Below are 17,536 nucleotides of genomic sequence, written 5' to 3'. Positions count from 1 at the left end.
TTTTTGGTAATATTTATTATGAAAAAAAGTAATATTTGTATATTACCATATATCCAGTATTATATGGAGGAGTATTTATGGACTGCAAGGAAGTTATTGCCAATTACTGGAATTTCAGGTCTTCCACCTACACAAACGGAGTAAATGGCTTTGATGAGAAAGAACGTATGGTCTGGAAACAAATCTTTGAGAATTTCCTGGCTTCCGGCAAGCGTTTAAAAGTACTGGACGTAGGAACAGGCACAGGTTTTCTCGCCCTCCTTTTTGCCGAGATGGGGCATGAGGTAACAGGCATAGACCTCTCTGAAGGCATGCTCGAGAAAGCAAAGCATAACACAGATAACATGGGTCTAAAAATTGAGTTGTTCCATGGAGATGCGGAAAATCTGCCTTTCGAAGACTGTTCCTTTGATCTGGTTGTGAACAAATACCTTCTCTGGACCCTCCAGAAGCCTGCATGTGCTGTTAGCGAGTGGAAGCGCGTCCTCAAACCTGGAGGGATGATCTTTGCCATAGATGGCAACTGGTTTGATCCCCGACCAGATCGGTGTATCAAAAGAATAATTTCCGAGTTAGCAGAAAGCTTTGCGAAGAAAAACCAGTACAATCTGGTATTCAAGAAGTCTTACAATCCGATAAGAAATTCTCTTCCTTTCTATGAGAAAATAAGCCCGGAAAATATCTCCCACATCTTTTCCGAAACCGGACTTGTGAACACTGCAATAAATCCTCTCCTTGGGGTGCAGAAGTTTCAAAAAAACAGACACTCGTTCTTACAGAGACTTCTCAAGAATAACTCCATTTTTCTGGTATCAGGGCAGAAAAAGCAAGAATAAGCTTTTTGCCCCCAAACTGCTTTTTTGCCCCAAACTGCTTTTTTTGCCTCGCCCTATTAATTAGCTGGATTTTTCCATAAAATGCCCTGACATTTTTATATCATCGTTGTTAACAATGATATTTTATTTATAGTCACACGATCCTGACGATATTTACCATTTGCTTTTACATTTTTCATCTTGTTTTTTTTACTTAATGCAACAAAACTTTTTAACATACATACTTGTCCAAAATTGTAGAAAGCTTTTTATTCCAATTCAAAAAAAACTAACTATAAATTAAAAACAATTTTATAATTTTTAATATATAATAAAGGGGAAAAATAATAATGGAAAATAACGAGGGATATGGACTCATGAACAGCCTACTGAACGTTGAAGGCAACTCTTTTTCAGCCCTATTTCAGGAATATGAGCCGCAATTATATGACATAAGGTCACACATATTGCATTTTTACGATAATATTAAAGATCGAGATTTAAGTATAATTGCAGAATCAAACCTGGAAGAGCTCTACGAGATATTTTCCGAGCTCGATGATCTGGGACATCTGGATGTTGACAGTACGATTTGTGAGTGTGTGCTTCAGGACCCGGTAATTCGAGCCTTACTTCCTGCAGTCCATTCCAATTACAGCAATTATTTTAGCCTTCATGAGACCCAGCTTGCACGAAAAATTCTTGAAAATGGAAACCCCTGGGAAGTGCTCGAATCCTTTCCCCTGTATCCAAGATATAAAAATCTGATCAATACCCATTTCCAGAATTCCTCCCGGATCAGGGTTCTGGCTTTTATAGGCTGTGGTCCCCTTCCAGTTACCCTGCTGCTATTAAGTAAACTATACGGCATTCACTGCATCGGAATAGACAAAGACCCAGAAGCAGTAGCTCTGGCAAAAAGCTGTGTAAAGCACTTTGGTCTTGAAAAAGAGATCAATATTATTGAAGGGGATGAAACTGTACTTTCAAAACTTGAATGGGGCTCTGTGCTCATAGCAGCTCTTGCTGAACCGAAATCTCGCATTTTCCAGAATCTTCATACAATAATCAAAAAGAAAAAATCCAAGAATGGTAAGCCTATTTCCGTGTGTTATCGGAGCTATACAGGCATGAGGCAACTATTCTACTGGCCTGTCCTTCCTGAGCATACCCGGGGGTTTCGGAAAATAAATGAAATACACCCTTCCTGCCGGGTTAACAACTCCCTGGTCTTCCTGGAGTGTGAATAACATCCCACAAATCGAAACTGCTTCCTTAGTTGCTGAGCTTCGGCAGATTTCTGCTGTGGTAAAGGGGTCTGGAGAGGAAGAAATTCAGGAAAATACCTCAGGCGAACTGTATACCTTATTTAAAAAGCTGGACGAACTCGCAGCCCTGGAAATAGATGAAAAGTCTATTGCTGTAGTCGTTAAAAGCCCGGATTTTGATGCTCTGATAGATTCGATTTCCCGTTTTCGGTTTATATACAATCTGAAACTTGAAAACGAAAAAGCAAGAAACCTTATTGGAAGCTCCAATCCATGGGAAACTCTCCGAAATTTTACATTTTATCCGAACTACCTGCAGCTTGCCAGGACCGAATATACAGGTTCCGGTCTGAAGCCCGGAGACTGTATTCTTTTTCTTGGCAGCGGTCCTCTCCCTCTGAGTCTGATACTGCTCTGCCGCGAATACGGCCTTTTCGGAATAGGAATTGAACAGGACGGAAAAAGGGCAAGTATTTCCAGAGAGGTAATTGCCTGCCTCAGGCTTTCCGAAAGCATCAAAATAATAGAAGGAACCCACTTCAATCTGCCACTTGAAACCAGATGTGACCTTTATATGGTCGCCGCTCAGGCCGAACCCAAAAAGGAGGTGTTCGAACATCTCGCAAAAATACTTCCCGAAGGGAGTAAGGTTTCCTACCGCCTCTATGAAAAAGGTCTCCGAAGAATCCTTGAGGGGAATTCCTTCCTCGATCTGCCGCCAGGATTTGAAGAATATCTCAGGGTTCAGCCGGAACCTCCAGTTAATAATACGGTTGTATTTCTGAAACGAAGATAAAAATCTCTGGAAACTGCAGGAAAAGAGTTACAAAACCATAAATAGGTTTCAAAAACCATGATACTCAGTTCTTAAAAGATTTCATGCAGCAGACCATTCAGACATAAAGATGGACACATAATATACAGGCTACACCCAGAAGCACAAAAAGGACATCCGGGGTTCTGATTTTAGTTTTGTAATAAGATTTTTCGTACCCGCTTCCGTAGCCTCTGCAAAGCATGCTGATATAGGTTCTTTCCCCCTGCTCATAGGAGCGTATGAAAATTGAGCTCATGCTGTTTCCTACCTGCTCGAGGACCCATCTCTTCGGAACATCTTTGTTCCAGATATCAAAGAGCCTTGTCTGCTGTGCGATCCTTATCCTTTTAAGGACGGCCCAGAAAAGAAAGAGATAGCGAACCATCATGCTCAGGAGCAGGGTAAATTCCCTCGGGATGCCTATCCTATCTGCTGCTGCAACCATATCTCTCAACCGTGTAGTGGAAGATAGCAAGACGATGGATGTTATGCAGACAAGAAATTTCGCAAGCAGTGTGCTCCCAAAGGCAAGCCCCTCATAGGTTATGCTTAGACCTAAAGGCAGGTCAAGAGGGTAAAGAGTATAATTTTCTACGAAGGAAGGTCGCAGAAAAGGCTGGATAAGGGCAATTCCAAGCCCGAAAGGTAAAATTGCAAGAATACGGAGGAAAAAGTACCTTAGATCCAACCCTGCAACAAGTACAAGAACCAGCAAATAAACTTCTATGGCAAGAAGGCGAACCATATTTTTATCGTGAATCCTGGGCAGGCTAACTACATAAATAATTATAGCAAGCGCAAAGAATAATTTTACCCGAGGATCAAGCCTGTGTATGGGGCTGTTTTTATAGGATTCACGTTCAATATCAGTGAGAGTTACCATTATACATTCTCCAGTAAGAAGCCTTCTTTTTGGTTTTCACTCAAGTCCAGCGGTTTTCTGTCCCGAGCTTATGAGCTTCAGGATTTCATCTCTGGCTGCTTCGGCTGTAATCTGTATGTTTACATTGAGTCCTTCTTGCTGGAGCATTTCGAAGACTTCAGCCACTCTCGGAAGTTTTAAATGTGCTTTTCTGAGAAGTTCAGGGTCACTGAAAATAGCTTCCGGGCTTCCGTCAGCTTCAAGTTTCCCGTGATGGAGTACGAAAACCCTTTCCGCAAAATAAGGGACAACATCCACATCATGGGTTGAAAGAAGCATGGTGATCCCGAGTTCTCTGTTCATTTTAATTATAAGTTCCAGAATTCGGGCTGAACTCAACGGGTCAAGCCCTGCTGTGGGTTCGTCAAGCACAATAACTTCCGGGCGCATGGCAAGAATGCCTGCGATTGCCACAAGTTTCTTCTGTCCTCCGCTCAGATGGTGCGGAGCCCTCTCTTCAAAACCCGTAAGTCCCACCATTTCCAGAGCTTCTTTAACCCTGGTTTCTACCTCTACTCTGGACAGGCCCATATTGATCGGTCCAAAAGCTATGTCTTCTTCAACACTCGGAGCAAGCACCTGGTCATCAGGATCCTGAAAAACTATTCCTACAGCCTCCCTGCACATCCGGACATTCTTTTTAGTAATTTTTTCTCCCTTTACCAGGACTTCTCCAGAAAGAGGGCGTAAGATCCCGTTAAGGTGCTTAAAAAGGGTGGACTTTCCTGCTCCGTTAGCCCCAAGCACTGCAACTCTTTCTCCCCTGTGGACCTTCAGGTTTATTTTATCAAGGGTGTTAGTCTCCAGGTGAGGGTATCTGTGGCAGAGATCTCTTACTTCAAGGATGGGGGTACCGGTTATTTTAGAAGAATTGCCTGCTTTTTCAGGAATTGCCTCTGTTTTAAGATTCCTCCTGCTTGCCATTTCTTCAAGGATATTTTTTGCTTCATCGGAGTTGTGTGGGGGATTCGAGATGCTCATACTTGAAAACGTCCTGTAAGGAGACCACTACTGACCTTATAATATACCTTTTTTAAAAATAATGTCACAGCTAATGAAGTTATCTTTTTTATGTGTTATGGGTTGTACTTTCCGTTTTGAAGTGTATGTTCATTGCTTAAATTATCTTTAAAGGTTAGTGGATTAAGCTAGTTTGAGAGATAATTATACGCTAGTTTGAGAGATAATTATATGCTAGTTTGAGAGATAATTATATGCTAGTTTGAGAGATAATTATACGCTAGTTTGAGAGATAATTATACGCTAGTTTGAGAGATAATTATACAAATCTTCCCCGCATCTTTTGCTGTGATGCAGCGGGTCATTCTTCACATAGATATGGACTATTTTTATGCAGCCATCGAGGAACGGGAAAAGCCGGAACTTCGTGGAAAAGCAGTTGTAGTCTGCATGCTCTCCGGGCGAAGCGAACTCAGCGGATCTGTAAGCACATGTAATTACATTGCGCGAGAGTTTGGAATCAGAGCAGGAATGCCCTGTTCAAAGGCTAAGAACCTTAATCCTGAAGCCGTATTTCTGCCTGCCAGGAAGGATTTTTACACCTCGGTTTCAGATAGAATCATGGAAATTCTCCGAAACTATGCAGACCCCGGAGAAAATGGAGATTCCTTTGAGCAGATAAGTATTGATGAGGCTTTCCTTGAAATTACCGACAGGACAGAGGGAGACTTTAACCTTGCTTTTGAACTCGAGATGCAGATAAAGAAAGAAATAAAAGAAAAGGAGAACCTGACCTGCTCTATAGGAATAGGACCAAATAAGCTAATTGCCAAGATGGCTTCCTCCGCAAAAAAACCTGATGGGATTACAGTCGTGAGCCCCGAAAATCTGGAAGGTTTTCTCTGGCCGTTGAAAGTGTCCAAACTCTGGGGGATCGGAGATGTAACTGCAAAAAAATTGCAGGAAATGGGCATAGTTACGGTAAAGGACCTTGCAGAACATGATGTTATCAAACTTATTTCCACCTTTGGAAAAGCCCGGGGAACGTGGCTTAAACAAGCTGCGACAGGACTTGATGAATCCCCCCTTAAGGAAAGGGAAGGCTCAGAACAGATCGGGAGGATTGCAACACTGCCTGAAGATACTCTGGATCAGGAACTTATCATTCCACTGCTGGAAAGGCTTGCAGGAGACGTTATTGAAAAACTGAATTCAAGGGAACTCTCCTTCAAGGTTGTAACCTTTACAGCCATAAACTCAAATTTCAGGATGTATACCAGGAGCCGCACACTTAACCATACCGTTTCTTCAAAGGAAGCCCTTCTTGAAGCAACCAGAGAAATCCTGAGCGAATTCCTTTCGGAAAACAGAACTGAACTCCGGCGTGTGGGGGTAAAGGTAGGAGGGCTCCAGAAAAAAAAGGGTCAAAAAAGCCTTTTTGATTATTAAGCCTGAATGCTGTATTGTGCATATGTTTGGGATTAGGTCTACCTCATTATTTGTGTTATTTAGATCCTGTGTTTACCTGGTTGTTTGTACAAGCCAGGAGATTTATCAGGCGAGTTAATGTTTACTCAATTACACATTTATAGTACTCCAGTTAACCACATAATTTATATTTATAATTAGTATATAAACAACATTTGCCGCAGTTAAAAATATTTTAATGATTTAATCCTTTTTATTGTTAACCCCAAAGAGAATTTTTTCATAAAATTTATCAAACAAGAAATGTAATAATAATATGGGTAATAGTTCGAAATTTCTTCCATAACCTGAATTTCGGTCCCATTTTTGAAAGAGGCTATTATTTTATGTAGATCAGCCCTACATGCGGATTTCTTCAGAAAAGTACTTTATCTGAAATTCGCAAAAAATGGCGAAAGAATTATAAAGTGGGTAAGGAAGGACGACTGCATAAGGACGGTTAGGAGAGGGACAATATGATCAAAAAACCGTTTACAATCCAATTTCCGGAAAATCCAGTCAGCGGATTTAGCTGGGACATTGCAACCAGTAACGGCTTACAGATAATGAGGGACATGTTTGTCCCTGAAGATGAGGAAAAGACCGAAAGCATGGGATACCATGTATGGGATATTCAGGTGACTTGCCAGGGAAGTCAAAAGATAAAAGGCACATACAGGAGGGGAAACCAGATAGCAAGCTGTTTTGAAATCAATATTGATGCCGAATAATACATTTTACAGGCCACAGAATCCGGAGCCCTGGCAAGGTCACCTTCTCTGGTAAAAGTCCATCCGCCCTGCCTTGCCGTGGACTCACTTTATACATTATCTGCTTTTTTCCCCGAATTGCGATTCTGGATCACAGGAAATCGGAGGTCTTCAGGGAGTTGCACTGCACAGGACATGAAAAAATAGGAGCTGTAAGTCAAGCCGCCAGGAATAATGTCAAGAAATTAATTAACTGTGGACAGCCTGAAAATTTAACACTGGATTAACACTTACAGAAATTTCACAAGCGGGCAGACCTCTATACAGGCTCCGCAGTGAATACAGCTCTCCCTGATCCAAGCTCTTTTTTCTTTCATTTGAATTGCGTTGTGCTCACAGTGTCCTACACAGACTCCACAACCCTGGCAGAGAACAGCTCTTCTTACCGAGAACTCGACCATTCGCATGAGCTTTTTCAGGGTTTTTTCGTTTTCACTTCTTCCATTCACATTTCCGGAAGCAAAGACCTGGGCTCTCGACTCCCCCAGAGTGACAGAGGCAGCCCCTTCGATGAAAGAAGCTTTCCCTACAGGATAGAGCATTCCGCTTTCTTCAAGAGATTCAAGATCTATCGCCTGACCGAAACTTCCATCCGCAGAAATCCCTCCTGCTTTGCAGGGCCTGTATCCTGTAGCAACTTCAAAATGGAGCTCTCCGGGAGTTTCCTGGGAAGGGAGCAGGGAAATTCCCTTTCTATCCGCAAGCTCCTGAAGTACCTTTGGGTAGCGTTTGTAGCGCCATAAGCCATATTTTACCCATTCGGGAGAAAGCCCCATCCTTTCTGCGTAAGCCAGGAGGTGGGTGTTGAGTTTTTGTGCAAGTTCAGGGTGACTTTCTTCAAGCAGGAAAAAGTCGGATAGGGATGAAGAAGGACAGAGCCAGCATCCCATCCGGTCATACCCTTTCTCATAAGCCGGATTATAGGGAGCTTTTGTTCTGAAGATGTAAAGCCAGACATGCAGAGCTGTCCATTCCTGTATTGGAGACGCTCCAACCTGATTTCCTACCCAGGGGTTTTTCCAGACCTTATTACTGATGGAGCGGGCATGGGATTCGTACTGGCGCTGTCCTATGAAGCTCAGGCAGCCCCCCTCATAATATTCATCAATCAGCCTGGCAATGGGTCCCAGTTTACAGATCTTACAACACCAGCGCGTATCCATTGTCGGAGGCCCGAAAACTCCTATGGACTCCCAGAAAGAATCGCCCGAACTCGCTGTCCGGAGGGTTTTTCCGTAATATTCTGCAACTTTTTTGACGTTTTCAAGGGTTTCCGGAAACTCAATCCCTGTATCTGCAAACATCAATTCATAATCGTCCAGAGTTTCATCCACAAGCTGCAGCACTGCAAGGCTGTCTTTGCCCCCGGAATAAGATACGCTGACTTTCAGGTCCATACTTCCGGAAACGTTTCTTATGAAAGAATGAGCCATCCCTATCATTGAGTCAAGGATTTTCTCATTGGCTTTTACGGCATCATCCCAGCTCTTTCCCGAGGGAAGGGTTTTTGCAGCCACGGGTTCTGCACTCCAGCGTGGTTTTACTGCATTCCCACGCTTTTCATTAATCATTTCCCTGCCTGTCAGCCGGGCTCTTCCGCAGCAAACTACCTCACCTGAAGGGATAAGGACAACAACCTCGTCCTCTTTTTCGATTTCCGGGTCTGCATCAAGGACTCCGGGAGCAAGAATACTTGCCCCTTTTTTCAGGATAAAAGGCATAATTTCCGGCTCGATAACCACCCATTTTTTAAGTTCTTTCCGGTCCCTGCCCTGAAAAAGCCGCCGTGCTCCTTCAAGCCTGGGGAGCAGGACCCATGTGCAGTTTTCTATTTCAAACCTGATAGATGCAAGGACTTCCCCGTCCACTATAATTTCATCCATCCGGTCTTCATAAGGGGCTTTGTTAAGCACCACAAGGTGCCCTTCGGGGATAAGGGGAGCATTGAACTGTTTTTCAGAAACGGAATTTATGCGTTTTATATCATAATCAAAAGCCGGACGAATATCGCCGGGAGGAGTGACCTCAACTTTTTTTGCTCTATTGCCGCACCCACACTTTTTTCCGAGCACAGGCACATTGCAGGCATCGCACCAGTGCAGGAGCATTTTGCCAAGGTATACTGGTTTGGACATGTCATGCAGATTGAGCGAGGTTCACCTTTAAAAGGCTTTGGCTTCTAATCCGATTTTGGAGTATGCCCCATTTTATAGTTTGGACCAAAGTTCTGACCAATAGAAACCTGAAATATCTCTATTTTTCCCCGTTCCTTTTTGTGTAAAAAGACAGACGAAAATCCCATAATTATATACACTTAAACCCATAAATATGATTTATAGGGGAAATATAATGGTAATTATAAAAAAAATCGACTCTGAAGCATTCGGAAAAATTCTTTTAATTCATTACGGGACAATGGGCCTGGTTTTTGGTTTCTTCACAACAATCGCTGCTTTTATGGGATTTTCGATGCCAAAGAGATCTGGGATTATGTCTTTGCTTTTCGGAAGATCGGCTATACTCAGCCTGCCCGTGTTTTATGGAGTTTCAGGCTATATCATAGGGTTTATCGCTTCTAGCCTGTATAATGCTATGATAGGTTCGAAAAAAGGATTCAGGGTAAGAGTCCTGCAAGAACTTTGACATCAGGGACGAATTTGAAACGCACTTCTCTGAAAAAGTACATTCTGAACAGAACTTTTCTTATTTTTTCTCGGGCATGAATCCGGCTTTTATTTTTTCCACACGCCTGCAGATTTTTAAAACTTCTCTGCGGTCCGAACTTCGGATAACCACTTTTCTGAGCAGGCCGAAACTTACGTATTCAACAAAGGTGAAGGGCACCTCCCCTCCAGATTCGGCTTCAAGGAACATGTCATACAGATTGAGCGAGGTTCACCTTTAAAAGGCATTGGCTTTTCCTCAGAGACTTCTTATCTAAACTCCTAAATGATTCCATATATATAAGTACCAGACTCAACAAGCAAGGATCATTAATTACCAAATAATGTTAAATATTCATTATTCAATAGACTCAAAGTAAACAGTGAAGACGTTTTCATTCATTTCAAGCTCACTTTTTAATTTATCCGCACGTTCCTCAGAAATCCCACTATCTGGGTGATCTGTAATGATAACATGGCAGTAGACGAACTTTTTAACTTCAAGATTATATTTATTTAGCATCTCAATAAAAAGTTCATTGTGAATGTTTTGTTCCGCTATTGTAATTATGTAATAATCTCCTTTTTTAGTTATGTAATAATTTCCTTTTTCTAAAGCCGGAGTAGCTTCAGTCCAATTTTCGTCTCTCAATTCACTTTTTACATCCAGTATATTATCTTCATCTACTATTATGTAGTAGTTATCCGGCATATCAACCGTGAAATCCAGTTTATATCTAGCTAAATTATAGTTTTTGAGAATCGATTTTGCTTCCTGCTCACTAACCTCATCTCTAAATTGAATGATTAAACCAGCTACTTTTCTCTCTTCTTGTCCAGGAGTTACTGTTGGAGTAAAAATAGTCATTTTTACAAATAATCCAATAATTACTACAAAAATCAGAAAAATAATAAAGAAGGTGATCTTCTTATTTACTTTACTCATATTAACCACTCAAAAATATGGCATTAATCCCGTTATATACGGCTAATTTCAGAACCAGAGGCTTCAACAGTTTGTGTATCAGATCCAACAGGCTACAGATTACCAGTTGCCAGCAATCCGGTTATCCAGGTCCTTCATTACTTTTTCCCGAGTTTCCATCCTCCATACAGGTAGGTCAAGCTCCCCAATAATCCGAAGCCTGGAGTAGAGTTACTTTTGCTTGATTCATTTTCACCCGAGCTATTACCACTATCGGGTTCTGAATTATTATTGTTTGAGTTATTGAGTTTGATATCGTTTATTTTTTCAGAGGATGATAAATTAATTTCTTCAACTCCTATATCTTCAGTTGAACTGGGGGTTGCCCTTATACTTTGATCAGTCATATCATAATCTGCAAGATGCCCAATGACAACTCCGACAGGATAGTTTATATTATATTTTCCTGCATTCACAGTAGCTGTAACTTTGTTTGTGGCTGTGTCAATTATAGAGACATTGTCGCTTTTGGCGTTTGTCACATATACCTTATTTCCATCTGGAGTGACTGCAACTCCTAAAGGCTTAATTCCTACAGGAACGGTGGCTGTAACTTTGTTTGTTGCTGTGTCAATAACAGAAACATTGTTGCTCCGTTTATTTGTCACATATACCTTATTTCCATCTAGAGTGACTGCAACGCCACATGGACCGTCTCCTACCGGCGCAGTGGCTATAACTTTGTTTGTAGTCACATCAATTACAGATAAGTCGTTGCTGCCTGTATTGGTTATATACACCTTATTTCCATCAGGACTGATTGCAACATCAGTAGGATAGTCTCCTACAGGTACAGTGGCTGTAACTTTGTTTGTAGCCGCATCAAGCACAGAAGTAGTGTTATTGCGGCTGTTAGTAGCATAGATTTTTTCCCCATCCGGTGTAAATGCAACGTTATAAGTACTCAACCCCACATTAACCGTGCTCACTACACTGTTTGTGGCTGTGCCAATTATAGAGACATTGTTGCTGTCATTATCCACCACACTGTAGCGATTCGTCACGTAAACCCTTGTTCCTGTCGGATCGACTGCAACCTCCCGAGGATATCCTCCTACATCCACCACAGCTTCAACCTTATTTGTCGCAGTGTCAATTACAGAGACAGTGGTGCTTGTGCCTGACAAGTCCGCCACATACACCTTTGTTCCTGCAGGGTTGATTGCAACTCCAAAGGGCCAGCCTTCTACAGGTACCACGGCTGTAAGATTGTCAGTTGCTGTGTCAATTACAAAGACAGTGCCAGTGTCGACTCCAAGACTCGTAACATATGCAAATGGGTCTGCACCTGCTACACCAGCCAATATTAAAATCGCAAGTGCAGTTATTCCCAAAGCTTTTATAACGGTATTTTCTTTGTGTGCTTTGTTAGACATTGCCACAAATGGGAATGGAATAGAAAATGTGTCAATATTTATTGTTGATATAATTTTACTTTTCATCTTTTTTCACCAAGCAGTATATACCTTTCATGCCAGTGTTATTATCAAAAAATTTGGACTTTGGATATTTTTCTAAAATCTTCATTAATTTAAGTCAATTTCAAGATAAAAAAATGAGTTGCAAGACGAAATAATTTTCAGGGTAAAAATATTTTTTACCGTCTAATTCGCTGTTTAATTAGTATTTTGTATCTTGATTTAACAAATATATTAAAAAGTAATGAGAATCTCGATAAATCCCGCTTTTTGGTTGATTATATAAAATGTATATGCAGCCTTTGAAGCTAGAAGTTTATCGAAATCTCTGATAAATTTTAGTGTACATATATGCGTTTAGTTTCTTTCAAAATATGGTGCATCAGCTGCTATAAAACTTATCATGTGCGCATTGGCATGCTTAAAAGCTTCCTCAGCAGTTACAGAATAATCTTTTTCTTCCTGTGAACTTACAGCTGGTATCAATGCCATACAAACCAGCAATATTGTTAAAATTAGCGTTCCAATTCCAATTTTGTTTTTAATCATATTTTTTCTCCTGTTTAACACCCAGGAGGCAGAATCAGGCAGGCTTAAATATATGCAAAGCTAACCTAATTATGCCTCAGAACACATGTTTTATGGAGTTCGGCTGAACCTGGAAAGTACATTCCAACTCCATAAATTACTCTTTGTTACTCATTATAAACTTTCTGTGCAGGTTATCAAACAATCTGAAAGGACGTTGGATTTATGAATATATTTCTCAGGCTTAGTACTTAAATAAGACAAATTTTGAGACTGTTGTAAGAATAGTTATATATAACGCAAGTGATTTCTTAAACTTAAAAAATAGAAAATGTTGGTTTTAAGGAAGATACAAATCGTTCAGTCGCATTCGAAAAAAACCTTAAAACATATTACAAAACGACAGGTTCGTTTTTTGCCTCTTTTAATAGTACCTTTGAGAGTTACCTTCTATTACCCCGGTAGTTCACCTTCTTCTGGTTTTTTCCCTTTTCATTGTGCTGTAGTCTTTTTCCGTCCATTCCCGGTTCAAAAAAACTTTGACATCAAGGACGAATTTGAAACACAATGCTCTGAAAAAGTGCATTCTGAACAGAATTTTTCTTCTTTTTTCTCAGGCATGAATCCGGCTTTTATTTTTTCCACACGCCTGCAGATTTTTAAAACTTCTCTGCGGTCCGAACTTCGGATAGTTACTTTCCGGAGCAGGCCGAAACTTACGTATTCAACAAAGGCAAAGGGCACCTCCCCTCCGGCCTCGGCTTCAAGCAGAAGGACCAACGATGTGGCGTGCATCCGGTCAGATGCCCACACGCCCTGGAGAGGGCAGTTTCCAGGTTTCATAATCGATGGAACATTCCTGCCCTCAAAACAGACAAGTTTGGACGGGACACCCTTCAGGTTAAGTTTTTCAGATGAAAGAAATGGCTCGGTTTTAACAGGTGTAAGTGCCGCAAGCATAGGGTCTTTTCCGTATTCTTCAAGCCCTCTAAGAAGGTTAGCCGCGATTTCAGGGATTTTAGCTCTTGCCCGCGCCTTCCCTTCTTCAAGGACTTCCTTTTCAATACATGCGAATTCTGCTGGGAACATAAGCGGGAGGTCCTCACATGCATGGAGAAAAGCAGTTTCAAGTTCTTTGCACAGGTTATCGGCGTTTAACGAACATTCCTTCATAATATCAGGAAAAGTCAGAGAAAGCTCTTTCATGAGCATTCTTTCAAGCCTTGAAGCGTTTATTTCCGGGAACAACTCAAAACCACGACTGACAAAGTATACGCGCCGCGGGCAATTGATATACAGGAGAAGATCAGAAACGCTTATCTCAGGATTCCGTGAATCTGCAGGCATTACATATTAAGTCCTTTTACACATAATATAAATTTTTTGCATAAGATCCCACTCTTGCCTGATAGTAAAACTCCTGCGACAATTGACGAACTCGCATTCGTTAAATATATAAGGGAACGTTTCCTCTTAGATTAAGTAAGTCATGACATCCAACGATTCCTCAGAAAATCTGCGCAACCGTCTGGCAGAAAAAATGGCTGGAGATATCACACTCTCTGAAAAACCCGGAGAGTCACTGAAGAAGTGGAGATTAAACTTTGAGATATCCCAGACCGATATTGCAAATTACCTTAAGGTTTCTCCTTCTGTTATCAGTGATTACGAAAGCGGGAGGCGAAAGTCCCCAGGGACAATGATCGTACGGAAGATCGTGGAATCCCTGCTTGAAGTTGATCTCGAGCGGGGAGGCAAAAAGATTCACACCTACGAATCGATACTTAACGCTGAAAACAGTTCAAAGTCCATCTACTCAACCTATGAGTATACTCTCCCGATACAGCTTGCTAAACTGGTTAACCTTATTGAAGGCGATATTGTCTACAAAGGAATTGAGAAGCCTCTATATGGTTTTTCTGTCATCGACAGTCAACGGGCAGTCCTGGAACTTTCCTCCCACGAATTCCAGAAGCTCTATGGTTGGAGTACGGATAGAGCCATGATCTTTACGAAAGTCAGTACCGGAAAATCCCCCCTGGTAGCTATCCGGGTCACCAACCTGAAACCCGGAGCTGTTGTGCTCCACGGGCTCCGTAAAGAAGAGGTTGAACCTGTTGCAATCAAGATGGCGGAAGTAGACCGTGTACCCCTGGTCACAACTACAATGGATCTCGAGCAGATTGTGCAATTACTGAAAAAATACAGTCAATACTATGCAAGGGAATGACCCCTGAAAGATGCCCTAAACACTCAAAAACAGGTGAACACATGACTATTGGAATTGTATCATACGGTGCTTATGTCCCGAGATACCGTATAAAAATTGAAGAAATCGCCCGGCTCTGGGGTGATGACGCAGAGGCTCTTAAAAATGGCCTCATGGTGTACGAAAAATCCGTACCTGATGTCGATGAAGACGCAGCAACAATTGCAGTTGAAGCGGCAAGATACGCAATGGCAAGAAGCGGCGTAGATCCCTCCAGAATAGGCGCAGTGTACACAGGTTCAGAAAGTCATCCCTATGCTGTAAAACCAACAAGCACTATAGTAGCCCAGGCTATCGGCGCAACCCCCGAAATGACTGCAGCAGACTTTGAGTTTGCATGTAAGGCAGGAACAGCTGCAGTCCAGGCATGTATGGGAATGGTGGGTTCCGGAATGATTGACCTTGGCCTGGCTATAGGAGCTGATGTTTCCCAGGGTGCCCCCAGTGATGCCCTTGAATACACTGCCGCAGCAGGAGGAGTTGCCTGTCTCATCGGAAGAAAAGAATCAGAACTTGCCGCAATCATTGAAGATACATACTCATTTACAACAGATACTCCTGACTTCTGGAGAAGAGAAGGAATGCCTTACCCCGAGCACGGAGGACGTTTTACTGGAGAGCCCGGGTACTTCAAACATGTGACAAACGGCGCAAAAGGTCTTCTTAAGAAACTCGGGACAAAGCCTGAAGATTATGATTATGCAGTATTCCACCAGCCAAACGGGAAGTTCCCGAGCAAAGCTGCAAAGATGCTGGGATTCACAAAAGCCCAGATTACTCCGGGACTTGTAGTTCCAAAAATAGGGAATACATATTCAGGATCCTGCCTTATGGGAATCGCTGCAACTCTTGACCAGGCAAAGCCCGGGGACAGAATTTTTGCAACCGCTTTTGGATCCGGTGCAGGGTCTGATGCCTTCAGCATAACAGTTACAGACAGAATTGAAGAAATCCGAAATATGGCTCCGACGGTTTCCGAACTTATAAAGGATCCTATATACATCGACTACGCAAAGTATGCCAGACATAAAGGCAAAATCCGTCTGGCCTGAAAACGGGGTGAATACATGAGAGACGTAGCAATTATCGGAATAAAGAATACAAAATTTGGGGAACTCTGGGAGCGTTCCCTGAGAGACATAGTCGTAGAAGCCGGAATCGGAGCGATTGAAGATACAAGTGTAAGTGGAAAAGATATCGATGCTCTTTATGTAGGAAACATGAGTGGAGGCCGATTTGTTGATCAGGAGCACATCGGTGCCCTTATAGCAGACTATTCAGGACTTTCGAGAAACCTTCATGTTCCAGCTACCAGAGTGGAGGCTGCCTGTGCATCCGGAGGGCTTGCCCTGCGCCAGGCTATAATGTCCGTGGCTTCAGGCTACAGTGATATCGTAGTCGCGGCAGGAGCAGAAAAGATGACTGATGTCGGATCTGAAGAGGCATCTTCAGCTCTTGCAGCAGCTGCTGACCGGGAATGGGAAGGCATGGCAGGAGCAACCTTCCCCGGGCTTTATGCAATGATTGCAAAGCTGCACATGCACAGGTATGGAACTACAAGCGAACAGCTTGCAGAAGTAGCCGTTAAGAACCACAAAAACGGGTGTTTCAACCCTATTGCCCAGTACAAAAATGGAATTACCGTGGACGACGTACTGAACTCAATAATGGTAGCCGACCCGTTACATATTTTTGACTGTTCTCCCATAACAGACGGAGCGTCTGCACTTGTTCTGGCTCCTGCAGACGTTGCCCACAAATATACTGATACTCCCATTTACATTAAGGCAACAGCACAGGCAAGTGACACACTTGCCCTTCATGACAGAAGAGACATCACAACTCTGGACGCAACCGTGATGGCTGCAAAGAGGGCATATTCCATGGCAAAATTGAAGCCTGAAGACATCGACCTCGTAGAGGTGCATGACTGCTTTACCATTGCCGAAATCTGCGCAATTGAAGACCTCGGATTTGCCGAGAAAGGGAAAGGCGGAATTGTCACAGAAAATGGGGAAACTGAGATTGGAGGTCGAATCCCTGTCAACACATCCGGTGGACTGAAAGCCTGCGGACATCCCGTAGGAGCAACCGGCATAAAGCAGGCTGTGGAAATTGCAACCCAGCTGCGTGGAGATGCGGGAAAACGCCAGGTTGCAGGGGCTGAGTATGGAATGACCCACAATGTAGGAGGGTCAGGAGCGACCGCAGTAATACATATTTTCTCGAGGGAGAGGTGATATTCGATGTCTTCTGTACCAAGATTCTGGAGAAACCTCGGTAGCAGGTATAACCTTGAAGGGACCCACTGCAAGGAATGTGGGGAATATTTCTATCCCCCGCGCAATGTTTGCGTAAACTGCAGGCGCATGGGTGAACTCGAACCATTCAAATTCAAAGGCACCGGCGAAATAGTAACCTATACATTGATTCACACGGCTGCGGAAGGTTTTGAAAACCAGGCTCCCTATACCCTTGCAATTATTAAACTGGATGAAGGGCCCCAGCTGACCTCCCAGGTGATTGGCGACCCTGATAAAATCCAGATTGGAACGCGGGTTAAGTCCGTGTTCAGGAAGCTAGGGGAAGACGGCGATCGCGGCATGATTTACTACGGCACTAAATTCATCCCTGCAGATGCCTGAGAGGGTCCG

Annotated in this window: 17 protein-coding genes and 1 pseudogene; 10 read left to right on the top strand and 8 right to left on the bottom strand. The window is 42.7% G+C overall.

Annotated features, from left to right (window positions below):
• Positions 1–77: 77 nt before the first annotated feature.
• From MSWHS_RS02065 to MSWHS_RS02055, 3 genes are all read left to right on the top strand, one after another.
• Positions 78–836 carry a class I SAM-dependent methyltransferase gene (locus MSWHS_RS02065; RefSeq protein WP_048125594.1) on the top strand — a complete coding sequence of 253 codons (759 nt, stop codon included), beginning with the start codon at positions 78–80 and terminating at the stop codon, positions 834–836.
• A 329-nt stretch (positions 837–1,165) separates the two neighbouring features.
• On the top strand, positions 1,166–2,065 hold the full coding sequence (locus MSWHS_RS02060) for a nicotianamine synthase family protein (protein ID WP_231585535.1): 900 nt from the start codon (positions 1,166–1,168) through the stop codon (positions 2,063–2,065).
• Positions 2,007–2,879, top strand: coding sequence for a nicotianamine synthase family protein (locus MSWHS_RS02055; protein WP_231585534.1), 873 nt, complete (start codon positions 2,007–2,009; stop codon positions 2,877–2,879). The genes MSWHS_RS02060 and MSWHS_RS02055 overlap by 59 nt, the downstream gene beginning before the upstream one ends.
• Positions 2,880–2,976: 97 nt before the next feature.
• Here the strand turns inward: MSWHS_RS02055 and cbiQ are convergent, their stop codons facing one another.
• The gene (gene cbiQ, locus MSWHS_RS02050; protein WP_048125590.1) at positions 2,977–3,783 is read right to left on the bottom strand and encodes a cobalt ECF transporter T component CbiQ; all 807 of its coding nucleotides are present in this window, start codon (positions 3,781–3,783) and stop codon (positions 2,977–2,979) included.
• Between the two features lie 36 nt (positions 3,784–3,819).
• Positions 3,820–4,803, bottom strand: a complete 984-nt coding sequence (locus MSWHS_RS02045) for an energy-coupling factor ABC transporter ATP-binding protein (RefSeq protein ID WP_048125589.1) — start codon at positions 4,801–4,803, stop codon at positions 3,820–3,822.
• 330 nt (positions 4,804–5,133) lie between these two features.
• Between MSWHS_RS02045 and dinB the strand changes: the two genes are divergently transcribed.
• Positions 5,134–6,231 carry a DNA polymerase IV gene (gene dinB / locus MSWHS_RS02040; RefSeq protein ID WP_048125587.1) on the top strand — a complete coding sequence of 366 codons (1,098 nt, stop codon included), beginning with the start codon at positions 5,134–5,136 and terminating at the stop codon, positions 6,229–6,231.
• A 494-nt stretch (positions 6,232–6,725) separates the two neighbouring features.
• Positions 6,726–6,980 carry a protease inhibitor I42 family protein gene (locus tag MSWHS_RS02035; protein ID WP_048125585.1) on the top strand — a complete coding sequence of 85 codons (255 nt, stop codon included), beginning with the start codon at positions 6,726–6,728 and terminating at the stop codon, positions 6,978–6,980.
• Positions 6,981–7,249: 269 nt separating this feature from the next.
• Here the strand turns inward: MSWHS_RS02035 and MSWHS_RS02030 are convergent, their stop codons facing one another.
• Positions 7,250–9,154, bottom strand: a complete 1,905-nt coding sequence (locus MSWHS_RS02030; protein ID WP_048125583.1) for a phosphoadenosine phosphosulfate reductase family protein — start codon at positions 9,152–9,154, stop codon at positions 7,250–7,252.
• A gap of 214 nt (positions 9,155–9,368) precedes the next feature.
• On the opposite strand from MSWHS_RS02030, the gene MSWHS_RS02025 reads away from it, so the two are divergent.
• Complete coding sequence (locus MSWHS_RS02025) at positions 9,369–9,662, top strand: hypothetical protein (protein ID WP_048158703.1); 294 nt, start codon at positions 9,369–9,371, stop codon at positions 9,660–9,662.
• 60 nt (positions 9,663–9,722) lie between these two features.
• Here the strand turns inward: MSWHS_RS02025 and MSWHS_RS19905 are convergent, their stop codons facing one another.
• From MSWHS_RS19905 to MSWHS_RS02005, 5 genes and pseudogenes are all read right to left on the bottom strand, one after another.
• On the bottom strand, positions 9,723–9,893 hold the full coding sequence (locus MSWHS_RS19905) for a hypothetical protein (protein WP_231585533.1): 171 nt from the start codon (positions 9,891–9,893) through the stop codon (positions 9,723–9,725).
• A gap of 147 nt (positions 9,894–10,040) precedes the next feature.
• Positions 10,041–10,628: a UPF0228 family protein gene (locus MSWHS_RS02020; RefSeq protein ID WP_048158702.1), complete on the bottom strand. Its 588-nt coding sequence runs from the start codon at positions 10,626–10,628 to the stop codon at positions 10,041–10,043.
• 137 nt (positions 10,629–10,765) lie between these two features.
• Entirely contained in the window at positions 10,766–12,043 is a 1,278-nt protein-coding gene (locus MSWHS_RS02015; RefSeq protein ID WP_048159531.1) for a beta-propeller fold lactonase family protein, read from the bottom strand.
• Positions 12,044–12,451: 408 nt separating this feature from the next.
• Positions 12,452–12,634: pseudogene (locus MSWHS_RS02010) on the bottom strand (GTPase - sulfate adenylate transferase subunit 1); the annotation flags it as partial.
• 507 nt (positions 12,635–13,141) lie between these two features.
• On the bottom strand, positions 13,142–13,960 hold the full coding sequence (locus MSWHS_RS02005; RefSeq protein WP_048125575.1) for a Dna2/Cas4 domain-containing protein: 819 nt from the start codon (positions 13,958–13,960) through the stop codon (positions 13,142–13,144).
• A 142-nt stretch (positions 13,961–14,102) separates the two neighbouring features.
• On the opposite strand from MSWHS_RS02005, the gene MSWHS_RS02000 reads away from it, so the two are divergent.
• From MSWHS_RS02000 to MSWHS_RS01985, 4 genes are read left to right on the top strand one after another with little or no spacing between them, the layout of a single operon-like run.
• Entirely contained in the window at positions 14,103–14,843 is a 741-nt protein-coding gene (locus MSWHS_RS02000) for a helix-turn-helix domain-containing protein (protein ID WP_048125573.1), read from the top strand.
• A gap of 41 nt (positions 14,844–14,884) precedes the next feature.
• Entirely contained in the window at positions 14,885–15,934 is a 1,050-nt protein-coding gene (locus MSWHS_RS01995) for a hydroxymethylglutaryl-CoA synthase (protein ID WP_048130168.1), read from the top strand.
• Between the two features lie 15 nt (positions 15,935–15,949).
• Positions 15,950–17,122 carry a thiolase domain-containing protein gene (locus tag MSWHS_RS01990; RefSeq protein ID WP_048125571.1) on the top strand — a complete coding sequence of 391 codons (1,173 nt, stop codon included), beginning with the start codon at positions 15,950–15,952 and terminating at the stop codon, positions 17,120–17,122.
• A gap of 6 nt (positions 17,123–17,128) precedes the next feature.
• Positions 17,129–17,527, top strand: coding sequence for a Zn-ribbon domain-containing OB-fold protein (locus MSWHS_RS01985; protein ID WP_048125569.1), 399 nt, complete (start codon positions 17,129–17,131; stop codon positions 17,525–17,527).
• Positions 17,528–17,536 lie beyond the last annotated feature (9 nt).

Source organism: Methanosarcina sp. WWM596 (genome assembly GCF_000969965.1).
Taxonomy (GTDB): Archaea; Halobacteriota; Methanosarcinia; order Methanosarcinales; family Methanosarcinaceae; genus Methanosarcina.
This window is presented reverse-complemented; position numbering and strand designations above follow the sequence as displayed.

Excerpts from the sequence above, each read along its gene's own strand:
- MSWHS_RS02055 (WP_231585534.1), top strand. The coding sequence starts at position 2,007 with ATGAAATACACCCTTCCTGCCGGGTTAACAACTCCCTGGTCTTCCTGG.
- cbiQ (WP_048125590.1), bottom strand. The coding sequence starts at position 3,783 with ATGGTAACTCTCACTGATATTGAACGTGAATCCTATAAAAACAGCCCC.
- MSWHS_RS02015 (WP_048159531.1), bottom strand. The coding sequence starts at position 12,043 with ATGTCTAACAAAGCACACAAAGAAAATACCGTTATAAAAGCTTTGGGA.
- MSWHS_RS02005 (WP_048125575.1), bottom strand. The coding sequence starts at position 13,960 with ATGCCTGCAGATTCACGGAATCCTGAGATAAGCGTTTCTGATCTTCTC.
- MSWHS_RS01995 (WP_048130168.1), top strand. The coding sequence starts at position 14,885 with ATGACTATTGGAATTGTATCATACGGTGCTTATGTCCCGAGATACCGT.
- MSWHS_RS02000 (WP_048125573.1), top strand. The coding sequence starts at position 14,103 with ATGACATCCAACGATTCCTCAGAAAATCTGCGCAACCGTCTGGCAGAA.
- MSWHS_RS02045 (WP_048125589.1), bottom strand. The coding sequence starts at position 4,803 with ATGAGCATCTCGAATCCCCCACACAACTCCGATGAAGCAAAAAATATC.
- MSWHS_RS02035 (WP_048125585.1), top strand. The coding sequence starts at position 6,726 with ATGATCAAAAAACCGTTTACAATCCAATTTCCGGAAAATCCAGTCAGC.
- MSWHS_RS02030 (WP_048125583.1), bottom strand. The coding sequence starts at position 9,154 with ATGTCCAAACCAGTATACCTTGGCAAAATGCTCCTGCACTGGTGCGAT.
- MSWHS_RS01985 (WP_048125569.1), top strand. The coding sequence starts at position 17,129 with ATGTCTTCTGTACCAAGATTCTGGAGAAACCTCGGTAGCAGGTATAAC.
- MSWHS_RS01990 (WP_048125571.1), top strand. The coding sequence starts at position 15,950 with ATGAGAGACGTAGCAATTATCGGAATAAAGAATACAAAATTTGGGGAA.
- MSWHS_RS02060 (WP_231585535.1), top strand. The coding sequence starts at position 1,166 with ATGGAAAATAACGAGGGATATGGACTCATGAACAGCCTACTGAACGTT.
- MSWHS_RS02065 (WP_048125594.1), top strand. The coding sequence starts at position 78 with ATGGACTGCAAGGAAGTTATTGCCAATTACTGGAATTTCAGGTCTTCC.
- dinB (WP_048125587.1), top strand. The coding sequence starts at position 5,134 with ATGCAGCGGGTCATTCTTCACATAGATATGGACTATTTTTATGCAGCC.
- MSWHS_RS02025 (WP_048158703.1), top strand. The coding sequence starts at position 9,369 with ATGGTAATTATAAAAAAAATCGACTCTGAAGCATTCGGAAAAATTCTT.
- MSWHS_RS02020 (WP_048158702.1), bottom strand. The coding sequence starts at position 10,628 with ATGAGTAAAGTAAATAAGAAGATCACCTTCTTTATTATTTTTCTGATT.
- MSWHS_RS19905 (WP_231585533.1), bottom strand. The coding sequence starts at position 9,893 with ATGTTCCTTGAAGCCGAATCTGGAGGGGAGGTGCCCTTCACCTTTGTT.